General features: G+C 37.5%; 24 protein-coding genes and 5 tRNA genes. 23 read left to right on the forward strand and 6 right to left on the reverse strand.

Going from position 1 to position 20,823, the window contains the following annotated elements; translation table 11 throughout:
• Positions 1-11: 11 nt before the first annotated feature.
• Both F3G70_RS02715 and F3G70_RS02720 read right to left on the reverse strand, forming a co-directional pair.
• Positions 12-242: a helix-turn-helix transcriptional regulator gene (locus tag F3G70_RS02715; protein ID WP_149731187.1), complete on the reverse strand. Its 231-nt coding sequence runs from the start codon at positions 240-242 to the stop codon at positions 12-14.
• A gap of 308 nt (positions 243-550) precedes the next feature.
• Positions 551-1,042, reverse strand: coding sequence for a fumarate hydratase C-terminal domain-containing protein (locus F3G70_RS02720; RefSeq protein WP_149731188.1), 492 nt, complete (start codon positions 1,040-1,042; stop codon positions 551-553).
• 177 nt (positions 1,043-1,219) lie between these two features.
• Here F3G70_RS02720 and F3G70_RS02725 point away from each other — a divergent pair, with 177 nt between their 5' ends.
• From F3G70_RS02725 to F3G70_RS02775, 11 genes are all read left to right on the forward strand, one after another.
• A complete protein-coding gene (locus F3G70_RS02725) occupies positions 1,220-1,708 on the forward strand; it encodes an N-acetyltransferase (protein WP_149731189.1) in 489 nt (162 codons plus the stop codon).
• A gap of 195 nt (positions 1,709-1,903) precedes the next feature.
• The gene (locus F3G70_RS02730; RefSeq protein WP_223165987.1) at positions 1,904-2,233 is read left to right on the forward strand and encodes an STAS domain-containing protein; all 330 of its coding nucleotides are present in this window, start codon (positions 1,904-1,906) and stop codon (positions 2,231-2,233) included.
• 283 nt (positions 2,234-2,516) lie between these two features.
• Positions 2,517-2,894 (forward strand): ATP-binding protein, encoded by a 378-nt coding sequence (locus F3G70_RS02735; protein ID WP_149731190.1) that lies wholly within the window; start codon positions 2,517-2,519, stop codon positions 2,892-2,894.
• Complete coding sequence (locus F3G70_RS02740; RefSeq protein WP_188118040.1) at positions 2,887-4,785, forward strand: PP2C family protein-serine/threonine phosphatase; 1,899 nt, start codon at positions 2,887-2,889, stop codon at positions 4,783-4,785. Before F3G70_RS02735 ends, F3G70_RS02740 begins: the two co-directional genes overlap by 8 nt.
• Before the next feature lie 86 nt (positions 4,786-4,871).
• Entirely contained in the window at positions 4,872-5,714 is an 843-nt protein-coding gene (locus F3G70_RS02745) for an aldo/keto reductase (protein WP_149731192.1), read from the forward strand.
• Between the two features lie 238 nt (positions 5,715-5,952).
• Complete coding sequence (locus F3G70_RS02750; protein ID WP_149731193.1) at positions 5,953-6,216, forward strand: 4Fe-4S dicluster domain-containing protein; 264 nt, start codon at positions 5,953-5,955, stop codon at positions 6,214-6,216.
• Positions 6,217-6,224: 8 nt separating this feature from the next.
• Positions 6,225-7,355 carry a 2-oxoacid:acceptor oxidoreductase subunit alpha gene (locus F3G70_RS02755; RefSeq protein WP_149731194.1) on the forward strand — a complete coding sequence of 377 codons (1,131 nt, stop codon included), beginning with the start codon at positions 6,225-6,227 and terminating at the stop codon, positions 7,353-7,355.
• A complete protein-coding gene (locus F3G70_RS02760; RefSeq protein ID WP_149731195.1) occupies positions 7,356-8,213 on the forward strand; it encodes a 2-oxoacid:ferredoxin oxidoreductase subunit beta in 858 nt (285 codons plus the stop codon).
• Complete coding sequence (locus F3G70_RS02765) at positions 8,213-8,758, forward strand: 2-oxoacid:ferredoxin oxidoreductase subunit gamma (RefSeq protein ID WP_149731196.1); 546 nt, start codon at positions 8,213-8,215, stop codon at positions 8,756-8,758. The genes F3G70_RS02760 and F3G70_RS02765 overlap by 1 nt, the downstream gene beginning before the upstream one ends.
• Positions 8,759-8,773: 15 nt before the next feature.
• On the forward strand, positions 8,774-9,889 hold the full coding sequence (gene sucC / locus F3G70_RS02770) for an ADP-forming succinate--CoA ligase subunit beta (RefSeq protein ID WP_149731197.1): 1,116 nt from the start codon (positions 8,774-8,776) through the stop codon (positions 9,887-9,889).
• Positions 9,886-10,542: a flavodoxin family protein gene (locus F3G70_RS02775; protein WP_149731198.1), complete on the forward strand. Its 657-nt coding sequence runs from the start codon at positions 9,886-9,888 to the stop codon at positions 10,540-10,542. The genes sucC and F3G70_RS02775 overlap by 4 nt, the downstream gene beginning before the upstream one ends.
• Before the next feature lie 40 nt (positions 10,543-10,582).
• On the opposite strand, the gene F3G70_RS02780 is transcribed toward F3G70_RS02775, so the two are convergent.
• Complete coding sequence (locus F3G70_RS02780; protein WP_149731199.1) at positions 10,583-11,299, reverse strand: DUF4012 domain-containing protein; 717 nt, start codon at positions 11,297-11,299, stop codon at positions 10,583-10,585.
• Positions 11,300-11,482: 183 nt separating this feature from the next.
• On the opposite strand from F3G70_RS02780, the gene F3G70_RS02785 reads away from it, so the two are divergent.
• On the forward strand, positions 11,483-11,740 hold the full coding sequence (locus tag F3G70_RS02785; protein WP_149731200.1) for a hypothetical protein: 258 nt from the start codon (positions 11,483-11,485) through the stop codon (positions 11,738-11,740).
• A gap of 44 nt (positions 11,741-11,784) precedes the next feature.
• Here F3G70_RS02785 and twy1 read toward each other — a convergent pair whose 3' ends face one another.
• A complete protein-coding gene (gene twy1 / locus F3G70_RS02790; RefSeq protein ID WP_149731201.1) occupies positions 11,785-12,702 on the reverse strand; it encodes a 4-demethylwyosine synthase TYW1 in 918 nt (305 codons plus the stop codon).
• A gap of 150 nt (positions 12,703-12,852) precedes the next feature.
• Here twy1 and F3G70_RS02795 point away from each other — a divergent pair, with 150 nt between their 5' ends.
• Genes F3G70_RS02795 through F3G70_RS02810 form a run of 4 tightly spaced genes read left to right on the forward strand, consistent with a single transcriptional unit; the run spans position 12,853 to position 16,547 of the window.
• A complete protein-coding gene (locus tag F3G70_RS02795) occupies positions 12,853-13,722 on the forward strand; it encodes a hypothetical protein (RefSeq protein WP_149731202.1) in 870 nt (289 codons plus the stop codon).
• A gap of 1 nt (position 13,723) precedes the next feature.
• On the forward strand, positions 13,724-14,602 hold the full coding sequence (locus F3G70_RS02800) for a DNA-methyltransferase (RefSeq protein ID WP_149731203.1): 879 nt from the start codon (positions 13,724-13,726) through the stop codon (positions 14,600-14,602).
• A gap of 47 nt (positions 14,603-14,649) precedes the next feature.
• Complete coding sequence (tpiA, locus tag F3G70_RS02805; protein ID WP_149731204.1) at positions 14,650-15,318, forward strand: triose-phosphate isomerase; 669 nt, start codon at positions 14,650-14,652, stop codon at positions 15,316-15,318.
• Between the two features lie 11 nt (positions 15,319-15,329).
• Entirely contained in the window at positions 15,330-16,547 is a 1,218-nt protein-coding gene (locus tag F3G70_RS02810; RefSeq protein ID WP_149731205.1) for a phosphoglycerate kinase, read from the forward strand.
• Here F3G70_RS02810 and thiE read toward each other — a convergent pair.
• Together thiE and thiM are read right to left on the reverse strand one after the other, a co-directional pair.
• The gene (thiE, locus tag F3G70_RS02815) at positions 16,544-17,164 is read right to left on the reverse strand and encodes a thiamine phosphate synthase (RefSeq protein ID WP_149731206.1); all 621 of its coding nucleotides are present in this window, start codon (positions 17,162-17,164) and stop codon (positions 16,544-16,546) included. The two genes, F3G70_RS02810 and thiE, sit on opposite strands and share 4 nt — an antisense overlap.
• The gene (thiM, locus tag F3G70_RS02820; RefSeq protein WP_149731207.1) at positions 17,161-18,024 is read right to left on the reverse strand and encodes a hydroxyethylthiazole kinase; all 864 of its coding nucleotides are present in this window, start codon (positions 18,022-18,024) and stop codon (positions 17,161-17,163) included. Before thiM ends, thiE begins: the two co-directional genes overlap by 4 nt.
• 118 nt (positions 18,025-18,142) lie before the next feature.
• On the opposite strand from thiM, the gene F3G70_RS02825 reads away from it, so the two are divergent.
• The 7 genes from F3G70_RS02825 to F3G70_RS02855 all read left to right on the forward strand — a co-directional run bounded on the left by F3G70_RS02825 (position 18,143) and on the right by F3G70_RS02855 (position 20,822).
• A tRNA-Thr gene (locus tag F3G70_RS02825) sits at positions 18,143-18,216 on the forward strand.
• Between the two features lie 60 nt (positions 18,217-18,276).
• Positions 18,277-18,351 (forward strand) — tRNA-Pro (locus F3G70_RS02830).
• A gap of 6 nt (positions 18,352-18,357) precedes the next feature.
• Positions 18,358-18,431: transfer RNA gene (locus tag F3G70_RS02835), tRNA-Tyr, on the forward strand.
• 134 nt (positions 18,432-18,565) lie between these two features.
• Positions 18,566-18,637, forward strand: a tRNA-Asp gene (locus F3G70_RS02840).
• 21 nt (positions 18,638-18,658) lie between these two features.
• Positions 18,659-18,732, forward strand: a tRNA-Lys gene (locus tag F3G70_RS02845).
• 41 nt (positions 18,733-18,773) lie between these two features.
• Complete coding sequence (locus tag F3G70_RS02850) at positions 18,774-19,025, forward strand: DNA-directed RNA polymerase subunit H (protein WP_149731208.1); 252 nt, start codon at positions 18,774-18,776, stop codon at positions 19,023-19,025.
• A gap of 213 nt (positions 19,026-19,238) precedes the next feature.
• A complete protein-coding gene (locus tag F3G70_RS02855) occupies positions 19,239-20,822 on the forward strand; it encodes a DNA-directed RNA polymerase subunit B'' (RefSeq protein ID WP_149731209.1) in 1,584 nt (527 codons plus the stop codon).
• Position 20,823: the final 1 nt, after the last annotated feature.

The following is a 20,823-nucleotide window of genomic DNA, read 5'->3' on the forward strand; positions in this document are numbered from 1 at the left end:
TTCAACTCCTATTAATCGTCATCGAAAAGGAAAATCTCTTCTATAAAGAAATATTTCTCCCGATCTTCTTTGAATAACATTTTATTGAAGACTTGGGTAATGTCCCTGGCTAAAAACAGGGAGGGGTTATATCTCCCGTTTTCCAAGGCATTAATGGTTTGCCGGGTAACCCCGACTTTCTCGCCAAGTTCCTTTTGACTCATTTTGAGGTCTTGCCTCAAATATTTTATCATGGTTTTCATACTAATCCCATAAAATAACGTTATCTTTTTGCAAAAGTATTTAAGTAATCAGGTAATTATGTTAAAAACTAATTACTTATGTTAATGTTAAATTACATAGTATTTAAACTTTTCTATTTTATGGATTATTGTCAGATTTGTTAATTTTTGTTTAAATTAATTATAATTAACTGTTTTTATTTATTTGAATTAATTAATTATTTGATTATACTTTAAACTATTATGGTTAATGTTTGCATTAATTAAATCGATTTGAATTTAAAAATATAGTCAAATTTGGAGTAATACATCTTTAACAAATATTGATTCTAAATGCTTTTCCCGCCGATGACAGCAACAATTCCAGGAATGTTTTCCACTTTCAGCCTGTACATGGCTTCCATTCCTTCGCTTTCAAAAGCAACGCACTCCTTTTCAAGCACTTTACTCGTTAATAGGGCTGCAACCGGTGGCGTTATTACAAAAATAGAGTTGTTTTCTTTTAACGCTTCAACGGTTTCATCATGAAGCATTCCTTTACCGATATGGATTTTTACGCCGTTTTCACTTAAGAAAGGAATCGTTGATTCTATTTCTTCCTTGTTGCTTGTTGTTGGAGCTATTCCCGCATCACTGACTGCCGTATGCATTATTGCAGTGCCTTCAATGTCAAAATCGAGCTTGCCTTCATTTATTAACTTAACCAGCTGTGGAAGTGCAGCATCACGGCCAGTAAACATGACTCCTGAAATGGAAATCTGATCGCCGAGTTTAAGGCTTGATATTTCTTCATCGGAAATTGGCGTTGTTATCCTTTTCATGTTTAATTATATAATTTTGATTAATCTTAAAATTTCGTATTTTCTGATAAGCTATTCTGCGTGATTGACATGATGATGAAAAAAAGCAAAGAGACTATTAATCATTCCTCCCATAATATTAAACAGGAAGGAATTTTTCCAGTTGACTGCATCAAAGATTAAGGTTAAAGTGTAAACATGCATATTCAAAAGGCGGAAATGAAAGATTTAGAGGATATTATGTGCATCTACAGAATTGCTCAGGATTTCATGATTGGCACAGGAAATCCTGACCAGTGGGGACGTTTCTATCCAAAAAGGGAGCTGATTGAAGACGACATTAATAATGGGGTCTGTCATGTAATTTGCAAAAATGATTCTATCCATGGAGTATTTGCACTTTTTAAAGGCAGGGAGCCTACATATTCTCATATCGAAAATGGAAAATGGCTCAATGATGATGAATACATAACTGTCCATAGGATTGCAGGTGACGGGAAGAAAAAAGGTATTTTCGCCTGCACAATTAATTATTGCAAGAGCATCTCAGATAACATCAGAATAGACACCCATGAAAACAATCGAATCATGCAGAAGCTAATTGAGAAAAACGGCTTTCAAAGGTGCGGAACAATCTTTGTGGCTAACGGCTCTCCAAGAGTCGCCTACCAGTGGACTGGGAAGTAGAATTTCAGCCCTAACTTAAAGGATTCTCATCAAAAAAAATAATCTAAACTTCATTTTCAAATCAAAAAATAATTATATTATTTAATATAAAAAGATAAATAGATTAAACTTGATGGCAGATAATTAAATTGTTCTCTCAAGTAAAATGAAATTAAAATTAATAAAAAGGAGGATGGCAATTTTTCCTCAATCTGGATGGATTGGGGTATCCTTGCCAAAAATAAGATGAACATTGAAAAAAATTATAATGGAAAAGAATTAACCATTAAAGTAGATAATCAGATTGATACTGTAACAGCTCCTGATTTTGAAAATGAAATAATTGATGAAATGGGAAAATTTGATTCGTTAAATTTAGATTTTGAAAACCTAGAATATATCTCCAGTGCAGGATTACGGGTATTAATTTCAACACAAAAAAAATTACAGCCTGAAGGAATACCATTTAATATAATAAACACTCCTCCTGTAATAAAAGATATTATTACTGTTTCCGGTCTGGATAATGTTTTGAATATGCAATGAAAAAGTTTAAAAGCTAAAATTATTTAGCTTTTACATCACATATTCAATGTTATTGATGCCCAATACTTCAGCGTATTTAAATTTCTTATCTGAAAATTCTTTTTCAAGAACTTTCTGATTTTCTTTTTTCTCCATCATATTTTACTTGAATCAAAAATTCCATTCAATAACTCATCATGTTTTAGCAAGTATGGAATCATACATCAGTTTTATCATTGCTTGTTTTGTTTTTGTTTTAAATAAATATAATAAAAATGAAAATATTATAATTAACTAAGATATTATGAATTCATTAAAACTTAAAGTAGAGTTAGTTGAATTATACTCTCTAAAGGATTTTGTTGAGCAGAATTACAAAGAAGATATGCTAGTGAATTTAGTTGTTGAGGAAATTTTTGTAAACATTGTTAATTACTCTAATGCTGACTATATAATTGTTAATATTGAGTATTATGATGATTTAATTATAGAATTTGTTGACAACGGGATTAAATTTGATCCCACTTCACAAGAAGCTCCTAAAAAGCCTAATGATATTGAAGAGGCACAACTCGGAGGTGTTGGTATCTTACTTGCAAAATCTTATGCTGATGAGTTGATTTATGCTTATGAAAATGGAGAAAATCACTTGAAAATTATTAAAAAGGGGTATGATGAATAAGAATTTTAAAAAAATATTGGTGCCTTTTATTTTAATGATAATCTTTAATTTGGGATCATATATTTTTATGTTTGGCAGCAATTTCGGTGAAGGATACACACCGCATGTGGGACTTCACCTTATTTCCGGTCTGCTTTTTGGACCTTATGGTGCTGCAGGGGCTGCTGTTGCAAATGGGATATGTGACCTCATTCGAGGTTATAATCCTATATTAACCGTTATGGCTGAAATTGCAAGTTTCGGTATTTCATGTTTGGCTTATAAATTATGGTATGGAAATTATAGAATAATGCCATCAATTACTAAGCCCAAATTAAATAATACCTCACATTTACTTTTATTTCTTGGAATAATCATAATATGCGCTACTTTATATGCGCTAATTAATAAGGAATTATTTTATATACTGTATCCCGAAACAAGATCTATCAATCTGGATGTTGGAGTTAGATATTTCGTTAATTTTTTTAATTCTGCATTTATATATGGAATTATTGGAATTTGGATTTCCAAAAAAATCGATTTTGTCCATATCCCAAAAATATCTAAAAGAAAACTTCATGTGAACTTTTATAAAGCAATAGGCATATTAATTTTTGTATCTGTGTTAATTGTCCTGTTTAATGATGATTATAATGGTTCAGATTATCTAAATCGGATTGTTGAAACCATTATTATTTCAGTTTTATTATTTATATACATAACAAAACCGATAAAATCCCCAATAAAAGAAGAAACTTATACTACAATACCCGAAGAGATAATGAATATATTTCTTATAACAACATTGGTTATGCAGATTTTGGCTGCCGTATTAGCCACTAATGATACGGTAATTGTCGCCATGGACTTAATTCTTCAAGTAGATGTTGAGGATATAGGCCTTTACATATTGTTGAATTCAGACATCTTTCTTATTATATTCTTTATCCCTTCCATTTTTGTTTTAAAATACATTGAAATGAAAGTAATTAAGCCAATATATTCATTTTCAAAAATAGAGCATTTCATTAAAAAAGGAGATAAAATCAAATCGGATGAATTGATTAAATTATATTCCAACTATACTGATGTGGATAATGAAATCGGGATGTTGGCCCGAAGTTACACCGACTTAATCAATAATACCAATGAATACATTGAAAACATAGAGGAAATCCAAGGGGAAAAGCAGAGAATTGAAGCTGAACTTAATATTGCTAAAAGAATTCAGGAGTCAATTCTACCCACTGAAAGTATCTTAAATGAAGATTATGGTGTTTATGGAACTTCAAAATCTGCAAAAGAAGTGGGTGGAGACTTTTTTGATTATTATGAAATAGATGATGAAAATCTGGCCATTATGGTGGGTGATGCATCCGGAAAAGGGGTCCCTGCAGCATTGCTTTCAACACTTGCCCATGCAATCATCAAGCAAATACATAAAAATGAAAAAGACCCGTCTAAAGTATTGAATTTACTTAACAACGGATTGTGTGAAAATAATGCGGAATGCATGTTTATAACGTTATGGCTTGGAATTTATAATAAAAAAACAGGTATTTTAACATTTTCAAATGCAGGCCATAATTCTCCGTTAATTAATGAAGGCAACGGATTTAAAGAAATAACGATGAATAAAGGCATTGTTTTAGGGATTGTGGAAAACTTTGAATTTGTTAAGGAAGAAATTCGAAATTTCAAAAGAATAGTCATATATACTGACGGAATAACCGACGCTAAAAGTATTGATGGCGAATTTTATGGCGAAAAACGTTTAATTGATGCTTTGAATAAAATCTATGATGAAAGTTTATTAGTTGAAATGTTAAACAAAGACATTGATGAATTTACGCAAGGAACCGAACAGTTTGATGATATGACATTACTGGTGCTTGATAGATATGATTAAAATGCTTCATTTCACTTATTTGATTTGCCAGACATTTTGCTTAAAAACAAAATTCTTAAATAATGGACAATATTAAAGTTATTTACATGGAATATTTTAAATTAAACAATGGTGAAAAAATGCCTGTTTTAAGTTTCGGTGTTTTTGATATAAAACCGGAAAATACAAAAGAAATAGTTTTAAAGGCATTAAATGTGGGTTATCGCTCAATTGATAATGCACAGGTTTATTATAATGAAAAGGAAGTTGGTCAGGCCATTAAAGAATCAGACGTTTCAAGAGAAGACCTCTTTTTAACCAGTAAAAATTGGGTAAGCAACGCAGGTTATGAAAAAACAATAAAAGGATTTAATAAAACATTGGAAGACCTGCAAACAGATTATCTGGACTTGTTTTTAATTCATCAGCCTTACGGCGACTATTATGGATCATACCGGGCGCTTCATGACTTGCAAAAAGAAGGAAAAATATTGTCAATAGGATTATCTAACTTTTATCCGGACCGTCTAATCGATTTGATAATGAATAATGATGTCGTGCCGCAGGTAAACCAGGTGGAAACATCACCATATTTTCAGCAATGGGGTGCTCATGAAATAATGAAAAAATATGATGTTTTGCATCAGGCATGGGGTCCGTTTTCAGAAGGAATCAATGATCTTTTTGAAAATCCTATTTTAAAGGAAATTGCTGATAAAAATTCCAAAAGCACTCATCAAGTAGTGCTCAGATGGCTATATGATAGGGGAATTGCAAGCGCATGCAAGTCAACCCATGCGGATCGGATGAAAGATAACATGGATATCTTTGATTTTGAACTAACAAAAGATGAAATTGAAAAGATAAAGGAAATAAATACTGGAAAAAGTCCTTTCATCGACCATAATGACCCGGAAACTGTTGAAGAGTTTAATGAAGAAATTGTTTAGTTTGCTTAACTGTGTTTTAAAACACAATATCGGGCTAAAATCTCAATTCATAGCTGAAATTAAATAGTTTTTGGCGAAAAGCTAAATGAAAATTTGAAGCGGGCTATTGGTCTTACAGCAATAATTTCACAAGAAGGCAATTGACTCTTGCCATTTCATTTTTTTGATAACTTATTTAAATGTTTGAATACATATATAATAAATGTTATATTAATGATTTTTTTAGGAGATTGTAAACTTGATTATAATTAATGAAGATTTATGCAAGGGATGTCACCTTTGCTTGTTTATGTGTTATAAGAATGTCTATGCAATATCTTCTGAAGCTAACAAAAAAGGAGTGCAGCTTCCTTATACTAATTTTGAAGATAGATGCACTGGCTGTGGTGTTTGTGAACTTATTTGTCCGGACCAGGCCATTACGGTAGATGTTAATACGAATTGGTGGGTTGGCAAGGAGGATAATTCTTTCAATCCTAAATTTACGAATGGGAAGAAATAGGTGTTAAAATGTCAGAGGAATTTTTTATTCAAGGAAACGAAGCATGTGCAAAAGGCGCAATCAAGGCCGGCTGTAGATTTTTTGCGGGTTATCCTATTACTCCATCCACTGAAGTGGCTGAAACGCTGGCTCGTGAACTTCCGAAAGTGGGAGGATCATTTGTTCAGATGGAAGATGAAATAGCATCTGCTGGAGCAATTATCGGAGGTTCCTGGGGGGGAGCCAAATCAATGACCGCAACCTCAGGTCCAGGCATATCATTAATGCAGGAAAATATCGGTTATGCATTCATTACCGAAACCCCGATTGTCGTAGTTGACGTTCAGAGGGGTTCACCTTCAACAGGACAGCCTACAATGGCCGCCCAGGGAGACATGATGCAGGCACGCTGGGGGTCCCATGGAGATTACGAACCTATAGCATTATCTCCGTCAAGCGTTCAGGAATTCTTTGATTTCACAATAAAGGCATTCAACCTGGCTGAAGAGTACAGGACACCAGTATTCGTAATGGCCGATGAAATCATCGGACACATGAGGGAAAAGATTACGGTTGAAGACGAAATTGAAATTGTCGCAAGGAAAATGCCTGAAGACAAGGATAATTATTTGCCGTTTAAAAACGTTGAAAACGGCACAAATCCGATGCCGGCATTCGGTCAGGGATTCAATATTCACGTTACCGGTTTGACTCACGATGAAAGAGGTTATCCTGATACAAACGACCCTGAAACTCATCATAACTTAGTTCAAAGGCTATGTGATAAGATTTTAAACAACAGGGACAAGATCTGCTCCGTTCAGTCCGAAAGCTGTGAGGATGCAGACGTCATTATCTTATCATATGGAGCTCCTGTAAGGTCAGCTGTTGAAGCCGTTCAAAAGGCAAGAGCAGAAGGCAAAAAGCTCGGATACATCAAGCTTGACACTCCATGGCCTTTCCCTGAAGAGCAGGTAAGAGAACTGGCATCAAACGCATCCGACGTTTATGTCGTTGAATTGAACCTGGGCCAGATGTATTATGAAGTCGAGCGTGTACTTGACTCTAACGTTAACGTTCACCTGATAGGAAAAATAGGTGGCCCGATGCCTACTCCTGATGAAATATTATCAAGAATCGACGAAATGGGAGGAAATTAAATGTCAGCTGAAAATAAATTCACTCCATACATGAGAAAAGACAGATTGCCTCATATATTCTGTCCTGGATGTGGAAACGGAGCTATCATGAACGCTTTTCTAAGGGCAATGGAAAAGGCTGAAATGGACTTCGACAATATCGCAATGGTTTCTGGTATCGGATGTTCATCAAGGATTCCGGGATATATGAACTGTGATTCCCTTCACACAACTCACGGAAGAGCGCTGAGCTTCGCTACAGGTTTGAAAACTGCAAACAAGAATTTGGATGTAGTGGTTTTCACCGGTGACGGTGACTGCGCATCAATCGGAGGTAACCACCTGATTCATGCGGCCAGAAGAAACATCAATCTGACCGTTATCTGTATCAACAATAACATTTATGGTATGACTGGTGGTCAAATCAGTCCTACTTCACCTAAAGGCAGTTTTGGAACTACCGCTCCATACGGAAACATGGACGCTCCGTTCAATTTAGCCGAACTTGTTGCGGCAGCCGGAGCAAGCTATTCCGCAAGATGGACGACAATCCAAATCGAAAGCCTGGTAACCGCAATCAAAGACGGTCTTAAAAATCCTGGTTTCTCATTCATTGAGGTTGCAACCCAATGTCCGACCTATTACGGCCGTAAAAACAAGCTCAGAACTCCAACAGCAATGGCTGTAACGTTAAAGATGAATACTGTATTCAAATCAGCCGCTGAAAGGATGAGGCCACAGGAATTGGAAGGAAAGATTGTCGTTGGAGAATTCGCCAACAGGCAAAAGGACGAGTTTACCGAAAACATTGAAAGAATAAGCATTGAAAAATTCGGTAAGAAAACTTTAATTAATTCAGCATATGAAGAGGAGTTATAATGAGAAGCGAAATTAGAATCGGCGGATTCGGAGGTCAGGGAGTAATCCTTGCAGGAATTATTTTGGGTAAGGCCGCAAGTATCTTTGATAAGAATGAAGCCGTTCAAACTCAATCCTACGGTCCTGAAGCTCGTGGAGGAGCTTCCAAATGTGAAGTTGTCGTAAGCGATGCGAAAATCGAATATCCTAAAGTTCAGAGTCCGGACATTTTAGTTGCAATGTCCAACGAAGCGTTAATCAAGTATATCGTTGACTTAAAGGATGAGGGTACATTAATCGTCGATCCGGGAACAACCGACATTGAGGACGTACGTGAATTCATCGACGAACATAACATTAAGGTTTATGAAGCTCCCGCCACAAAGACGGCTAACGATGAAATCGGTCTTAAAATCGTAGCCAATATCGTTATGGTAGGAGCCATTACAAAAATTACTGGAATTATATCTCAGGATGCAGCTATTGAAGCCATTAAGGACAGCGTTCCGGCAGGAACCGAAGAAAAGAATATAAAGGCATTCGAGGCAGGATATAATTTAATCTAATAAATAGGTGTTAAAATGAAGTTTTTCGAAAATGTAGCAAAAAAAGTTTTTGCAAGTGAAGGAATTAGAATCTTGGAAGGCCACGTCGTATATTCCCCGGAAGAGGCTGTAGCGGTCTGTTCCGAAATGAACGTGCCTGTTGTCGTCAAGGCACAGGTATTGACCGGTGGAAGAGGCAAAGCCGGCGGTGTAAAATTCGCAGACAACCCTGGTGAAGCCTTAAAGGTCGCAGATGAAATATTGGGAATGGAAATCAAGGGAGAAAAGGTAAGGCATTTGCTTATTGAAGAAAAGGCAGATATCCAAAACGAATATTTCCTAAGCATTTCCATCGACAGGGCAGCAAAAAGGCCATTGATTATGGCAAGTAAAGAGGGTGGTGTTGAAATCGAAAATCTCGCAAAGACAAATCCTGAAAAAATCATCAAGTATTATCCGCAGCCTCTTATCGAATTTCTGCCGTATGAAGCCCGTGAAATAGCACGCAAAATGGATGTGCCTTCAGAACTTATAGGTGCTATGGGTGACGTTATCTGGAAATTATACAACGTCTTTGACAAATACGACTGTGAAATCGCTGAAATCAACCCTCTGGTATTGACTCCAGACGGTCTTATCGCAGCTGACGCTAAAATGGAAGTTGAAAACGATTCTCTATACAGGCATCAGGACCTTGTCAACATGCTTCACTACAAGAAAAAAGCCGTTGATTTCGTTAAACTTGACGGTGACATTGCCGTAATCGGTAACGGAGCAGGATTAACACTTACCGCTATGGATATGATCAAGCTTCACGGCGGAGAGCCTGCAACATTTCTCGATATCGGAGGAGGAGCATCCGAACAGATTATCAATCAGGCATTGAGCATTGTTTTAAACTACGACCCGGTTAAAGTCGTTTTTTTAAACGTTTTAGGTGGTATCACCAAGGCAGATGATGTTGCAAGGGGCGTAATCAAGGCTCTTGAACAGTCAGACAGGGAAATACACATTGTAATCAGACTTACCGGAACTAACGAGGAAGAAGGTCAAAAGCTCCTTGAAGAGGCAGGCATTCCATACGAAATATCAATGGAAGCCGCAGCCAAAAAGGCAGTTGACTTATGCAATGAATTAAAGGCAGAAGAATGAAATTTTTTGCTATTAACGGAAGTCCGAGAAAAACTTGCAGCACCGCAAAGCTGTTGGATAAATCATTGGAAGGAATACAGTCTGTTCTTCCCGAGGCCGAAGTTGAAAGAATAGACTTGTATGATATTCCTTTTAATGGATGCAAGAGCTGCTTTGCGTGCAAAAGAATCAACGGTCGTCATTATGGGCGATGTGTCTATAAAGATGACTTTAAGCCTATTTTAAATGAAATAACTCAAGCTGATGGCGTAATATTGGGTTCTCCGGTTTATTTCGGAGATCTCACCGGCAACATGAGATGCTTTTTGGAACGTTTCATGTTTCCGTTTCTTGCCTACAGCTCTCACGAGACTGTGGAGCACAAAAGAATGCCGTTGGCATGTATCTACACCATGAACGTTTCCAGAGAAGCTTCAATCGAAATGGGGTATAATGACCTTTTTGACAAGTACGAATCTATTCTGGAGGGAATCTTCACCAAACCCGAACACCTCTACGTCCATGAAACCTACCAGTTCAAGGACTATTCCAGATACGTTTCAGACATTTTCGATGAAAAAGAGAGAAAACATATCCTTAAAACCCGCTTTCCGAAAGATTTAAAATCAGCTTTTGAAATCGGTAAAAACATCGCCTTAAAATCTCAAAAATAAATAAAAAAAGTTCTTTAAAGGAAATTAATCCCTTTAAAGATTAGAGTAAACTTTCAAATCCTTTTGTAGCCAACAGCCTTGTGAACGCTCCTTCAGGAGTCATTATAATGTTTCCTTTGGAGTATTGATCTAAAGCTGTTTGAATCATTGTTGTTTTCTTGTTAGGATCTTGTGCAGCCTGTGCCAATGCCTTGACCAGTACCATTACGGCATCTCCACGTGACATTGTTCCCTGAACGTTTTCACTGCCAGGATATCCGTTATATGCATCGTTTTCACGGATAATGTCTTCTGCACTCAGGTTGGTTTCCTCACCGTCCACTACCAGCGGCTTGACTGAATCGATAACTGCATCTATTCCGTCAGTATATACGAGAACGACAGCATCTGACTTCATTCCTGTATTGGCCTCAACAATCTCACTTGCATACCGCATACCGTCCTTGGTACCGTCCCAAAGACAGTCGTGAAGAAGCATGTTTCCGCTAAGGCCGCCAGGCGCCGGCTGCGTAGGGTGAGCTTTTCCTCCAGGATAAACCGGAGTGTAATTTTTCACCTGTCCGTCTTTCAATTCAACCATAAATGCCATATCTACAGCACCGTTAGGCTGTTCGCCCTTATCACTTGCCAGAACAAGGATATTTTTATCTTCATAGGTTAAATCAGGACCTAAGAATAGGGCACCTGCTATAATGGTTAATAATCCAATAAGAATTACGAGAAGAATAGCTATAATCAGTTTCTTTGTTCTTTTCATTATTATCCACATTCCCCTAAATTGAAATTATATTGAAGTATAAAGTTAAATATTATACATTATTATATATGAAATTCTAATTATTTAAAGATTTTTGAACAGTTTTAATTATTCCTTAAAATTGCATATTCAACTAAAAAAGTTATTAATGATGAGTTTAATATATTAAATCAGGTGTAAACAATGCTTATTAATATTGGTGCCGAGTTCGGAACACATTTGGAAACTAGTGAAATTGCTATCGAATTAATAGATATATTAAACAAGATTCCCGAAAAGGAATTCATTCTGGATTTCAAGGATGTCGTATTCATTACCATGAATTTTGCCCAGGCATATTATACTGCAAAACTTGATTCGGATAAGAGAATTTCAGAAATAAACTTCTCAGACAATGTTAAAATGACAATGGGTTCTGCTGATGAGGCAGTTAATCCTTAAATCTTATTTTTTTAATTTACTAGAAATTTCCAGTAAAAGAATTTTCATTCAAGAAGAACCACACGGCTGATTTCGGACTCATTGACTATTTCTCTGCCGCATTCATCGCCAATGGCCTTTGCAAATTCCTTAACTTCATGAAATTCAGGCATGTTTGCCATAGTTAATCTTTCACGTGATGATCCAACAAACATGTATGCCTTCACTTCAACATAATTCGGATCGGCCTTTTCGATAAGCTCTGCATACTTTTCGGGATAAATCATGTTTCTTCCCTTAACGCAGGTGTTTCGTATGCATGTACGTGAGTTAAAACTGGCCATTGTTTCAAGTGATTCATTTAAATTATTCCATGCATCGCTTATTCTTGGTCGGCATAGCTCTTCATAAATTTTACTTGAAGGTGCATCCAAGGAAAGGTACAGCTGGTAAGGGTCGTTTTCGAGATTCCTCAGCCTGTCAACGCACTGGCCGTTGCTCACTACAAATGTTGTGAAATCCCTTCTGTTGAACTCTCCAATCAGTTCATCGATTTTAGGGTATAATGTAGGCTCGCCGGCAAGTGAAATTGCTGCGTTTGTAGGGCTTTTAAGTTCTTCCAGCTTTTTTGGATTTGCCTTGTCATTTCCATAATAGCCACATAAAAGATTGTTTTGAGCTTCAATGGCTCCGTCAACTATGGTTTTAGGGTCATCATACTCCTCATCTTCCCATTCGGTCTGTGTATAGGTCAAATCCCTCCAACAGAATTCGCACTCCTGCTGACAGTTGGGAACTGCAGGAGACATTTGCAGGCATCTGTGGGATTCAATTCCGTAGAATTTCTCCTTATAGCACACCCCCTTATCTACAATACTTTGGCGGGTCCAGTGGCATGTTTTGACTGCCGCATGACCATGCTTGCCTACAAATCTATATCCACTTTTTTCCAGTTGTTCCAGTTGGCTTTTATTGAATGACATAAAATCACTTCTATTTTTAGTTTTGTTAGTATTAGTATTTTATGAACTTGTGTGATTTTTCCAATGTGATATCAATATTACCTTATGTTGAAATTTATTTAATGACTCGTAAGTAAATTATTTAAATGTTTAATTAATTAATAATAATCTATGAATTTGTGGAATAAAAGTCAAGAAATTTCATTCTTTAAAAATTGCCGGAATTTCGCATCGCCGGAGCAGTTGTTTAATGAAACTGGGGACAATCGTTATCTTGCTTATTGGCCGAAAAATTATAATGGCAAAAAAACAACATTGCAGTCTCGCAATACGTTAATAGGAAATTATACGGAAAAATGGGTTGCGGATTTATTTAAAGAATTAATTAATGAAAAGGATTTGCACGTAGTGCAGCAGGCACAAATTCCCGCCATTGGAATTTCCTCTAATTCACCGGCTGACGTAGTCATTGCCAGTAGAAATAAGAAAGTATTAAGACCTGAAGATGTAAAAATTATATTTGAAGTCAAAATGTCTATCGTATGGAATTGGGAGTACAATATCGCTACGAGATCTTTAACGGAAATCGGCGATTACCGTTCACATAAGGGAAAACCGAGTTTCACACGTTCTGATTCAATTTTAAAGGCGATTGGTAAATGCATTGACATTAGAGTATCAAATCTAAGTGCATCTAAAATTCCATTGATTGTTCTGGGAAATGCTCCAATGTCAAACGGATTCTGCAAAAAGGCAGACCATTTGAAAAGTGCAGGCATTATACAGGGGTTCTGGTCATTAAATCCTTTTCCGTTAAATCATGGAAATACTCGTAAAATTACTCCTAAATGTGGTTTCATACGTTTTGATAGCGTTAATGAGCTAAAATCAAATTTAGACAATATCTTTGAAGAAAATCTTAATTTCTTTTCAGGTATGGAAAACCCGGCTCAATTGGGTAAGTTAATTGAAACGGCCAATAAAGAAAATACTTATCAAGACAAGGGTTTGAAATTTTTAAATTTAATTAACAGGTCTTAAAATGTACAGAAAAACAAAAACCACTTCATTTGGATCTCTTGTAAGGGAAAGCCATGACTCCAGACAATTCTATTCATCAAAACTCTTCAGTGATTTCGATATTCCAAAAAATGTTGAATATAATGAAACGAAAATTCCAGATAATAATTTGGACAAATTATACGCCAAATCAAGCGAATCCATGGATGAGATTCCCAACAATTCCGTGCACCTGATGATTACTTCGCCTCCGTACAATGTGGGAAAGGAATATGACAACGACCTGACTCTGGAAGAATACGAGGAATTATTAACTTCGGTTTTTAGGGAAACATATAAAAAATTGGTCACGGGAGGGCGTGCATGCATTAACATCGCCAATATTGGAAGAAAGCCCTATATTCCCCTCCATTCATTGGTAATCAATATCATGCTTGATTTAAACTTTTTGATGCGCGGTGAGATAATCTGGGACAAGTCTGCAAGTGCCGGAGGCTCCTGTGCATGGGGAAGCTGGATGTCAGCCTCAAACCCGGTTTTAAGGGACTATCATGAGTATATTCTTGTTTTTTCAAAGGAATCCTATTCCAAAAACCCGTCACAGGAAAAGATTGACACTATCTCAAAGGAGGATTTCATTGAATGGACCAAAAGCGTATGGACATTTCCCGCCGTTAATGCAAAGCGAATCGGCCATCCGGCACCATTTCCGGTCGAACTGCCTCACAGATTAATCAATCTCTATAGCTATGAGGGGGATATTGTTTTAGACCCGTTCTGCGGAAGCGGAACCACATGCCTTGCAGCACTTCAAAACAACAGGCACTATATCGGCTATGACATTAATGGGGATTATATCGACTTGTCTGAAAAGCGGATTTCTAATCATAAGTCTTTTTAATAATGTCAATCAAATATATAATATAATAAATCGATAATGGGGATATTATGAATACGCCAATTGTGATATTGAATTATAAAACTTATTTGGAATCAAGTGGTTTAAATGCATTAAATCTCGCATATGATTTGGAGAGTGCTGCAGCGGAGTCTGGCATTACAATGGTGGCCGTTCCGCAGGCTGCAGATATTCACAGGATTTATGATGACACTTCACTTCCTATCTATGCCCAGCACATTGATCCTATCTCTCCAGGTGGCCACACGGGCGGAAATCTAATTGATACTTTAGTTGAAGCCGGAATCTCAGGTTCCCTAATCAATCACTCCGAAAAGAGGATGCAGCTTGCAGATATAGATGAGATAATCCAGCAATGCAAACAACATGAAATCGAATCCTGTGTCTGCACAAACAACATCGCAACCAGCATGGCCGTTGCAAGCCTTAATCCTGATGCTGTTGCAGTTGAGCCTCCTGAACTTATCGGAACGGGCATACCTGTTTCTCAAGCCCAGCCTGAAGTTGTTGAAGACAGTGTTAAAGGCGTAAAAGCAATCAATAAGGACGTTAAGGTCTTGTGTGGTGCAGGAATCACCAACGGTGATGATATGAAGGCAGCCATCGATTTGGGTGCTGACGGTGTATTGCTTGCATCAGGAATCATTAAAGCCGAAAGTCCAAAAGACGCTTTGCTTGACCTTGTAAGTAAATTATAAAGTGTGAGAGTATGTCTGGGAATTTTAATACAATAGATGATTTTGATATTGAAGATAAAACCGTACTTGTTCGTATTGACGTTAATTCTCCGGTAGATCCTGGTTCTGGAATCATTTTGGATGATACAAGATTAAAACTCCATGCCCAAACCATAAAGGAATTGGCCAAAAAAGGAGCTAAAGTTGTTCTTCTCGCTCACCAAAGCCGTCCGGGCAAAAAGGACTTCACTACATTGGCCCAGCATGCGGATGCCCTATCAGACATCCTTAACTTAAGGGTAAAGTATGTCGATTCTATTTTTTCATCATCCGCAAAGGCAGCCATTCGCGATTTGAAGGCTCATGAAATCCTTCTTCTTGAAAACGTAAGGTTCTTTTCAGAGGAAACCCTTTCAAGGTCTCCTTTAGAGCAGTCAAAAACCATTTTGGTACAGGAACTCACTCCATTAATTGATATTTTCATTAATGATGCGTTCGCAGCCGCTCACCGTTCACAGGCATCACTTGTTGGCTTTACTGTCAATACCCCATCAGCGGCCGGTCGTGTAATGGAAAAGGAACTGACAGTCATTCAGGACGCTCTGGATAACGTCCAGCATCCTTGCGTATTCCTTCTTGGTGGAATGAAACCTGACGATTCCATTGACGTTATGGAAAACGTATTGAGCAACGGTACTGCAGATTCAATATTGACAACGGGTATTGTGGCAAATATCGTACTGTGGGCTGCAGGTGTTGACATAGGCGAAGTTAACCGTGATTTCATTGCAAGCCGTGGATATGCGGACATGGTTGAAAAATCAAAGGAACTCATTGAAAGGTTTGGCGATAAGGTCAAGTATCCTTTGGACATTGCTATTGATAGGGATGGCCAGAGGGTTGATATCGATTGCGGAGAAATCCCTAATGAATCCATTTTCGACATTGGCGTAAAGACAATCGATGCCTACGCAACAGAAATAAGAAACGCCAAAACCATCTTTGCAAACGGTCCTGCCGGCGTATTTGAAGACCCTAAATTTGCAATGGGAACTGAAGACTTGGTTAATGCCATAGCTTCATCTGACGGATTCTCATTAATTGGCGGTGGTCATATTGCGGCCGCTACTGCAGGATTAGGCTGTGAAGATCAGATGAGTCACGTAAGCAGTGGTGGTGGAGCCTGTATCAGTATGCTCGCAGGCAAAAAGCTTGCTGCTGTAGAAGCTTTAAAAAATAGTAAAGATTAGCTATTAAAAATATTTAATAGCTCTTCTGATGCTTTTTTAGGATTATCTGCACTCATGATGGCACTGACGACAGAAAGTCCTGCTATTCCGGTGTCAACTAATTCACTTGCATTTTTTAACGTTATTCCTCCGATTGCAACGACAGGAATGTTTATTGATTCAACTATTTCTTTTAATTCATTTATTGTAACTGACTCTGCATCATCCTTTGTTGCAGTTGGAAATATTGCACCGGTACCTATATAATCTGCGCCGTCCTTTTCAGCCTTTTGGGCTTCTTCGACAGTAGCTGCTGAAACGCCCAGTATTTTGTCTTTTCCAATCAGCTTTCTTGTAACGTCACATGGCATGTCGCTTTGGCCGACGTGAACGCCGTCAGCGTCAATAGCTAAAGCTATATCCACTCGGTCATTGATTATCAAAGGTACATTGTATTTACCAGTTATTTTTTTAACTTTTAAAGCCAAATTATAAAAGTCAAGCGTATCTGCAGTCTTTTCTCTTATTTGGACTACGCTGACTCCGCCTAAAATGGCATCTTCAATGGTTTTTAAAAATTTTTCCTCATTGTCACTGTTGTCGGTGACCAGATATAGGGATAAGTCTACTTTATTCATAGTATCTCAATATTTGATTCGTTTACTAATCTTTCCGCTTCAGTTCTGTAAAGGTAATCAATCAGGTATGCTCTAAATGATCCTGTTCCTTCATCTCTTTCATCCACTTTAGCCCTTGCCTTTTCGCCTGCAAGATTCATTGCAAGAATCGCAATAAGGCTTCCTTCTAAAGGATTTGAGCCTGCAATGCAGCTTCCCACAATTGATGATAGCATGCATCCGCTTCCGGTAATCAACGGCATCATGTCATCGCCGTTATCAATCGATATCACCGTTTCACCGTCTGTGAGGATGTCAATCGGTCCGCTTGCAAGTATTGTCGTATTCAGTCTGGAAGCGAGTTCCTTAATTAAATAGGCATTGTCTTTTAAGTTTTCTTCGGTAATGATATCATCAGCATTAACGTCAACGCCTTTTGCGGTGTTGCTTTCATCAAGCACTCCTGAAAGCTTTGCAATGGCTTTGATTTCTGTGATGTTACCTCTTATTGCAGCAATGTCATAGTTTTCAATCAGATCCATTGTTGTTCTGTTTCTTAAGTTTGTTACTCCCACACCTACAGGATCCAGAACGATTGGTGTTGAAGTTTCATTTGCCTTTTTGGCGCTTATTTTCATTGATTCTATTTGGCTTTTGCTTAATTTACCGATATTTATTACCACTACATCAGCGATTGTGACGACCTCTTCAAGCTCTTCTGCGTCTTCGGCCATAAACGGTGAGCCTCCGATTGCAAGAACTGCATTTGCGCAGTCGTTGATTGTCACTGAATTGGTAATGCAGTGTGTTAGGGCATTCTTATCTCTAATATCATTAAGGTTTTTTTCAATATTGTCCAATAGAGTCTCTTTATTTATCATGATTATTAATTATAATTTTATTTTATTTATAAATTTTGTCTGATTTTTCGGTATTTACGAAAAGTATTTAAATAACATTTAATAAATAATAAAATGTTATATTAATAAGTTTATCTATGCCTCGGTGGCTCAGCCTGGTAGAGCGCCAGACTTGTAATCTGGTGGTCGCGGGTTCAATTCCCGCCCGGGGCTTATCTTTAGATAAATTTATATATTAAGAAAAGTAAACTATAATATGTTGTACATTGATGGGGGTCCGTAGGGTAGCTTGGTCGATCCTTTGGGCTTTGGGAGCCTGAGACTCCGGTTCAAATCCGGGCGGACCCATCTAGTCCCGCCTTAGCTCAATTTGGCAGAGCGTTGGACTGTAGATCCAAATGTTGCTGGTTCAAGTCCGGCAGGCGGGATTTAACTTACTTATTTAGATTCATCGTATGTTTTTTTAGAAATATCTGTATTTTTCCGATATATTTATATATGATGACTATCAATAATTTATTAATAGTGTATGGTTAAGCCATATTCTGCATTTAAGTGTTTTGCCCTGGTGGTGTAGGGGCTATCATGCGGGCCTGTCGAGCCCGCGACTCGGGTTCAAATCCCGGCCAGGGCGCTTAAATTTATTTGTTTGCAGGGGCCCGTAGCTCAGTCTGGCAGAGCGCTTGGCTTTTAACCAAGCGGCCGCGGGTTCAATTCCCGTCGGGCCCGTTCTAATTTTATATTTAACTTTTCTAGCTGGAGGAAAAAATTTGAAAGTAGATATTCAACAACATGATTTAGTACCAAAGCATGAAGTTATTTCAGAATCCGAAAAGAAGTTATTGCAGCAGAATTCCGATTTTGATGTCAATAACCTGCCGAAAATTAAGATTACTGATCCTGTAGTAAAAGAACTAATATCTAATGGTTCCGAAATTTCTGCAGGCGATGTTTTGAGAATTACACGTAACAGTAAAACTGCTGGCGAATTTGTTTCATATAGAATCGTTATAGAAGGTTAGAATTAGAGTAAGTTTATATTGTTTATTTCTGTATTTTTTGTTTTTTTAGAAATTCATTATAAATTAGTTTGAGAAAAATTATCTTGCAAAGATAGTTGGGAGTAAATTAAGAAAATAATGATTAAAAACGATAGATAAATTAAATTAATTTTATTTAAGTTTATTTTTTGTTATTTAATTTATTTTATGTTTATTTAATGCTGGAGGAAGTCAATGACAGATAATAACTGGAAGTTAGTTGATGCATTTTTTGACAAATATGATTTGGTGGATCACCATATCAAGTCATACAATGATTTCGTGAACAACAGAATTCAAAAAATCATTGATATCAGTGACCCAATCGTTATTGAAAACGATGAGGCTGATGAAGAAACTGGTGAAATCAAAAAAGTTAAATACACAGTTAAAACTGGAAATGTTAGGATTGCAAAACCATTCACTCGTGAAGCGGACGGTTCCAACAGTGACATCTATCCTACCGATGCCAGATTAAGAAACCTGAACTATTCAGCTCACATGTATCTTGAAATGGCATTGAACAAGGACGATGAGGAAAATCAATTGGAAGAAGTATATATCGGTGAATTGCCGGTCATGCTTAAATCCGATTACTGTTACCTTAACGGCCTTTCCGCTGAAGAGCTATTGGAGCATAAGGAAGACCCACAGGACCTGGGCGGATACTTCATTGTTAACGGTTCCGAAAGGGCTGTCGTTACTATGGAAGAGATTGCACCTAACAAGGTCATTCTTGAACGTGTAAAGGATGTTGAAGACAGGCACGCAAAAGCCGTCGTAACATCAATCAGAAGCGGTTTCAGAGCAAGAATTACCTTGGAATACAAAAAGCCACGTAAAAACAAGGCTTTCCTGAGAGTTTCATTCCCATACGTTCCTGGTGAAATCCCACTCGTTATCCTATTGAGAGCTTTAGGTCTGTCCACAGATGAACAAATTATTACAAAAATCTCAGAAACGGATAATAATTTCCAGATGATTATTGCAGACGATATTCAAGTTTCCAATGAAGCTTTAAAACTCGATCCTGCGGAAATGGCTGATTTGACCATTGAAGAGAAAAATGAATACTTAACTACCGCAGCCATCAAATACATTGGAAACCGTGTTGCGTTCAAGATGTCCGAGGATTACCGTAAGCAGCGTGCTGAAGAGGTCATCGACCGTTACTTGTTACCTCATTTAGGTGACAGCGAAGAGAAACGTGCCGACAAGGCTACTTATTTAGCTGAAATGACTGAAATGCTGCTTGAAGTTATTCACGAACAAAGGGAACCTCACGATAAGGACCATTACACTAATAAAAGACTCAGAGTTTCTGGCGATTTAATGGAAGACCTTTTCAGAGTTGCATTTACCAGCTTAACCAGAGACATGAGTTATCAACTTGAAAGAAGTATTTCCCGTGGAAAAGAACTTTCCATCAAGCAGGCAGTTCGTAGTGATGTCTTAACCGAAAACATCAAGCATGCAATCGCTACCGGTAATTGGGTAGGCGGAAGAGCTGGTGTAAGTCAGCTTCTGGACAGAACCAGTTATATGGGTACCCTTTCTCACCTGAGACGTGTTGTATCCCCATTGACAAGAAGCCAGCCTCACTTTGAAGCAAGAGATTTGCACCCAACCCAGTTCGGTAAGATCTGTCCTAACGAGACCCCGGAAGGACCGAATTGTGGTCTGGTTAAGAACCTTGCGCTTATGTGTAACATTTCAGAAGGTTCAGACGAACAGGAAATAAAGGACGTTATTGAAACCATGGATGTGGAATTGATTTAAG

The organism is Methanobrevibacter millerae, assembly GCF_900103415.1.
In the GTDB taxonomy this organism is placed as follows: Archaea; Methanobacteriota; Methanobacteria; order Methanobacteriales; family Methanobacteriaceae; genus Methanocatella; species Methanocatella millerae.

Coding starts and splice junctions, on each gene's coding strand:
- F3G70_RS02715 (WP_149731187.1), bottom strand. CDS start 242: ATGAAAACCATGATAAAATATTTGAGGCAAGACCTCAAAATGAGTCAA.
- F3G70_RS02720 (WP_149731188.1), bottom strand. CDS start 1,042: ATGAAAAGGATAACAACGCCAATTTCCGATGAAGAAATATCAAGCCTT.
- F3G70_RS02725 (WP_149731189.1), top strand. CDS start 1,220: ATGCATATTCAAAAGGCGGAAATGAAAGATTTAGAGGATATTATGTGC.
- F3G70_RS02730 (WP_223165987.1), top strand. CDS start 1,904: ATGGATTGGGGTATCCTTGCCAAAAATAAGATGAACATTGAAAAAAAT.
- F3G70_RS02735 (WP_149731190.1), top strand. CDS start 2,517: ATGAATTCATTAAAACTTAAAGTAGAGTTAGTTGAATTATACTCTCTA.
- F3G70_RS02740 (WP_188118040.1), top strand. CDS start 2,887: ATGAATAAGAATTTTAAAAAAATATTGGTGCCTTTTATTTTAATGATA.
- F3G70_RS02745 (WP_149731192.1), top strand. CDS start 4,872: ATGGAATATTTTAAATTAAACAATGGTGAAAAAATGCCTGTTTTAAGT.
- F3G70_RS02755 (WP_149731194.1), top strand. CDS start 6,225: ATGTCAGAGGAATTTTTTATTCAAGGAAACGAAGCATGTGCAAAAGGC.
- F3G70_RS02760 (WP_149731195.1), top strand. CDS start 7,356: ATGTCAGCTGAAAATAAATTCACTCCATACATGAGAAAAGACAGATTG.
- F3G70_RS02765 (WP_149731196.1), top strand. CDS start 8,213: ATGAGAAGCGAAATTAGAATCGGCGGATTCGGAGGTCAGGGAGTAATC.
- sucC (WP_149731197.1), top strand. CDS start 8,774: ATGAAGTTTTTCGAAAATGTAGCAAAAAAAGTTTTTGCAAGTGAAGGA.
- F3G70_RS02775 (WP_149731198.1), top strand. CDS start 9,886: ATGAAATTTTTTGCTATTAACGGAAGTCCGAGAAAAACTTGCAGCACC.
- F3G70_RS02780 (WP_149731199.1), bottom strand. CDS start 11,299: ATGAAAAGAACAAAGAAACTGATTATAGCTATTCTTCTCGTAATTCTT.
- F3G70_RS02785 (WP_149731200.1), top strand. CDS start 11,483: ATGCTTATTAATATTGGTGCCGAGTTCGGAACACATTTGGAAACTAGT.
- twy1 (WP_149731201.1), bottom strand. CDS start 12,702: ATGTCATTCAATAAAAGCCAACTGGAACAACTGGAAAAAAGTGGATAT.
- F3G70_RS02795 (WP_149731202.1), top strand. CDS start 12,853: ATGAATTTGTGGAATAAAAGTCAAGAAATTTCATTCTTTAAAAATTGC.
- F3G70_RS02800 (WP_149731203.1), top strand. CDS start 13,724: ATGTACAGAAAAACAAAAACCACTTCATTTGGATCTCTTGTAAGGGAA.
- tpiA (WP_149731204.1), top strand. CDS start 14,650: ATGAATACGCCAATTGTGATATTGAATTATAAAACTTATTTGGAATCA.
- F3G70_RS02810 (WP_149731205.1), top strand. CDS start 15,330: ATGTCTGGGAATTTTAATACAATAGATGATTTTGATATTGAAGATAAA.
- thiE (WP_149731206.1), bottom strand. CDS start 17,164: ATGAATAAAGTAGACTTATCCCTATATCTGGTCACCGACAACAGTGAC.
- thiM (WP_149731207.1), bottom strand. CDS start 18,024: ATGATAAATAAAGAGACTCTATTGGACAATATTGAAAAAAACCTTAAT.
- F3G70_RS02855 (WP_149731209.1), top strand. CDS start 19,239: ATGACAGATAATAACTGGAAGTTAGTTGATGCATTTTTTGACAAATAT.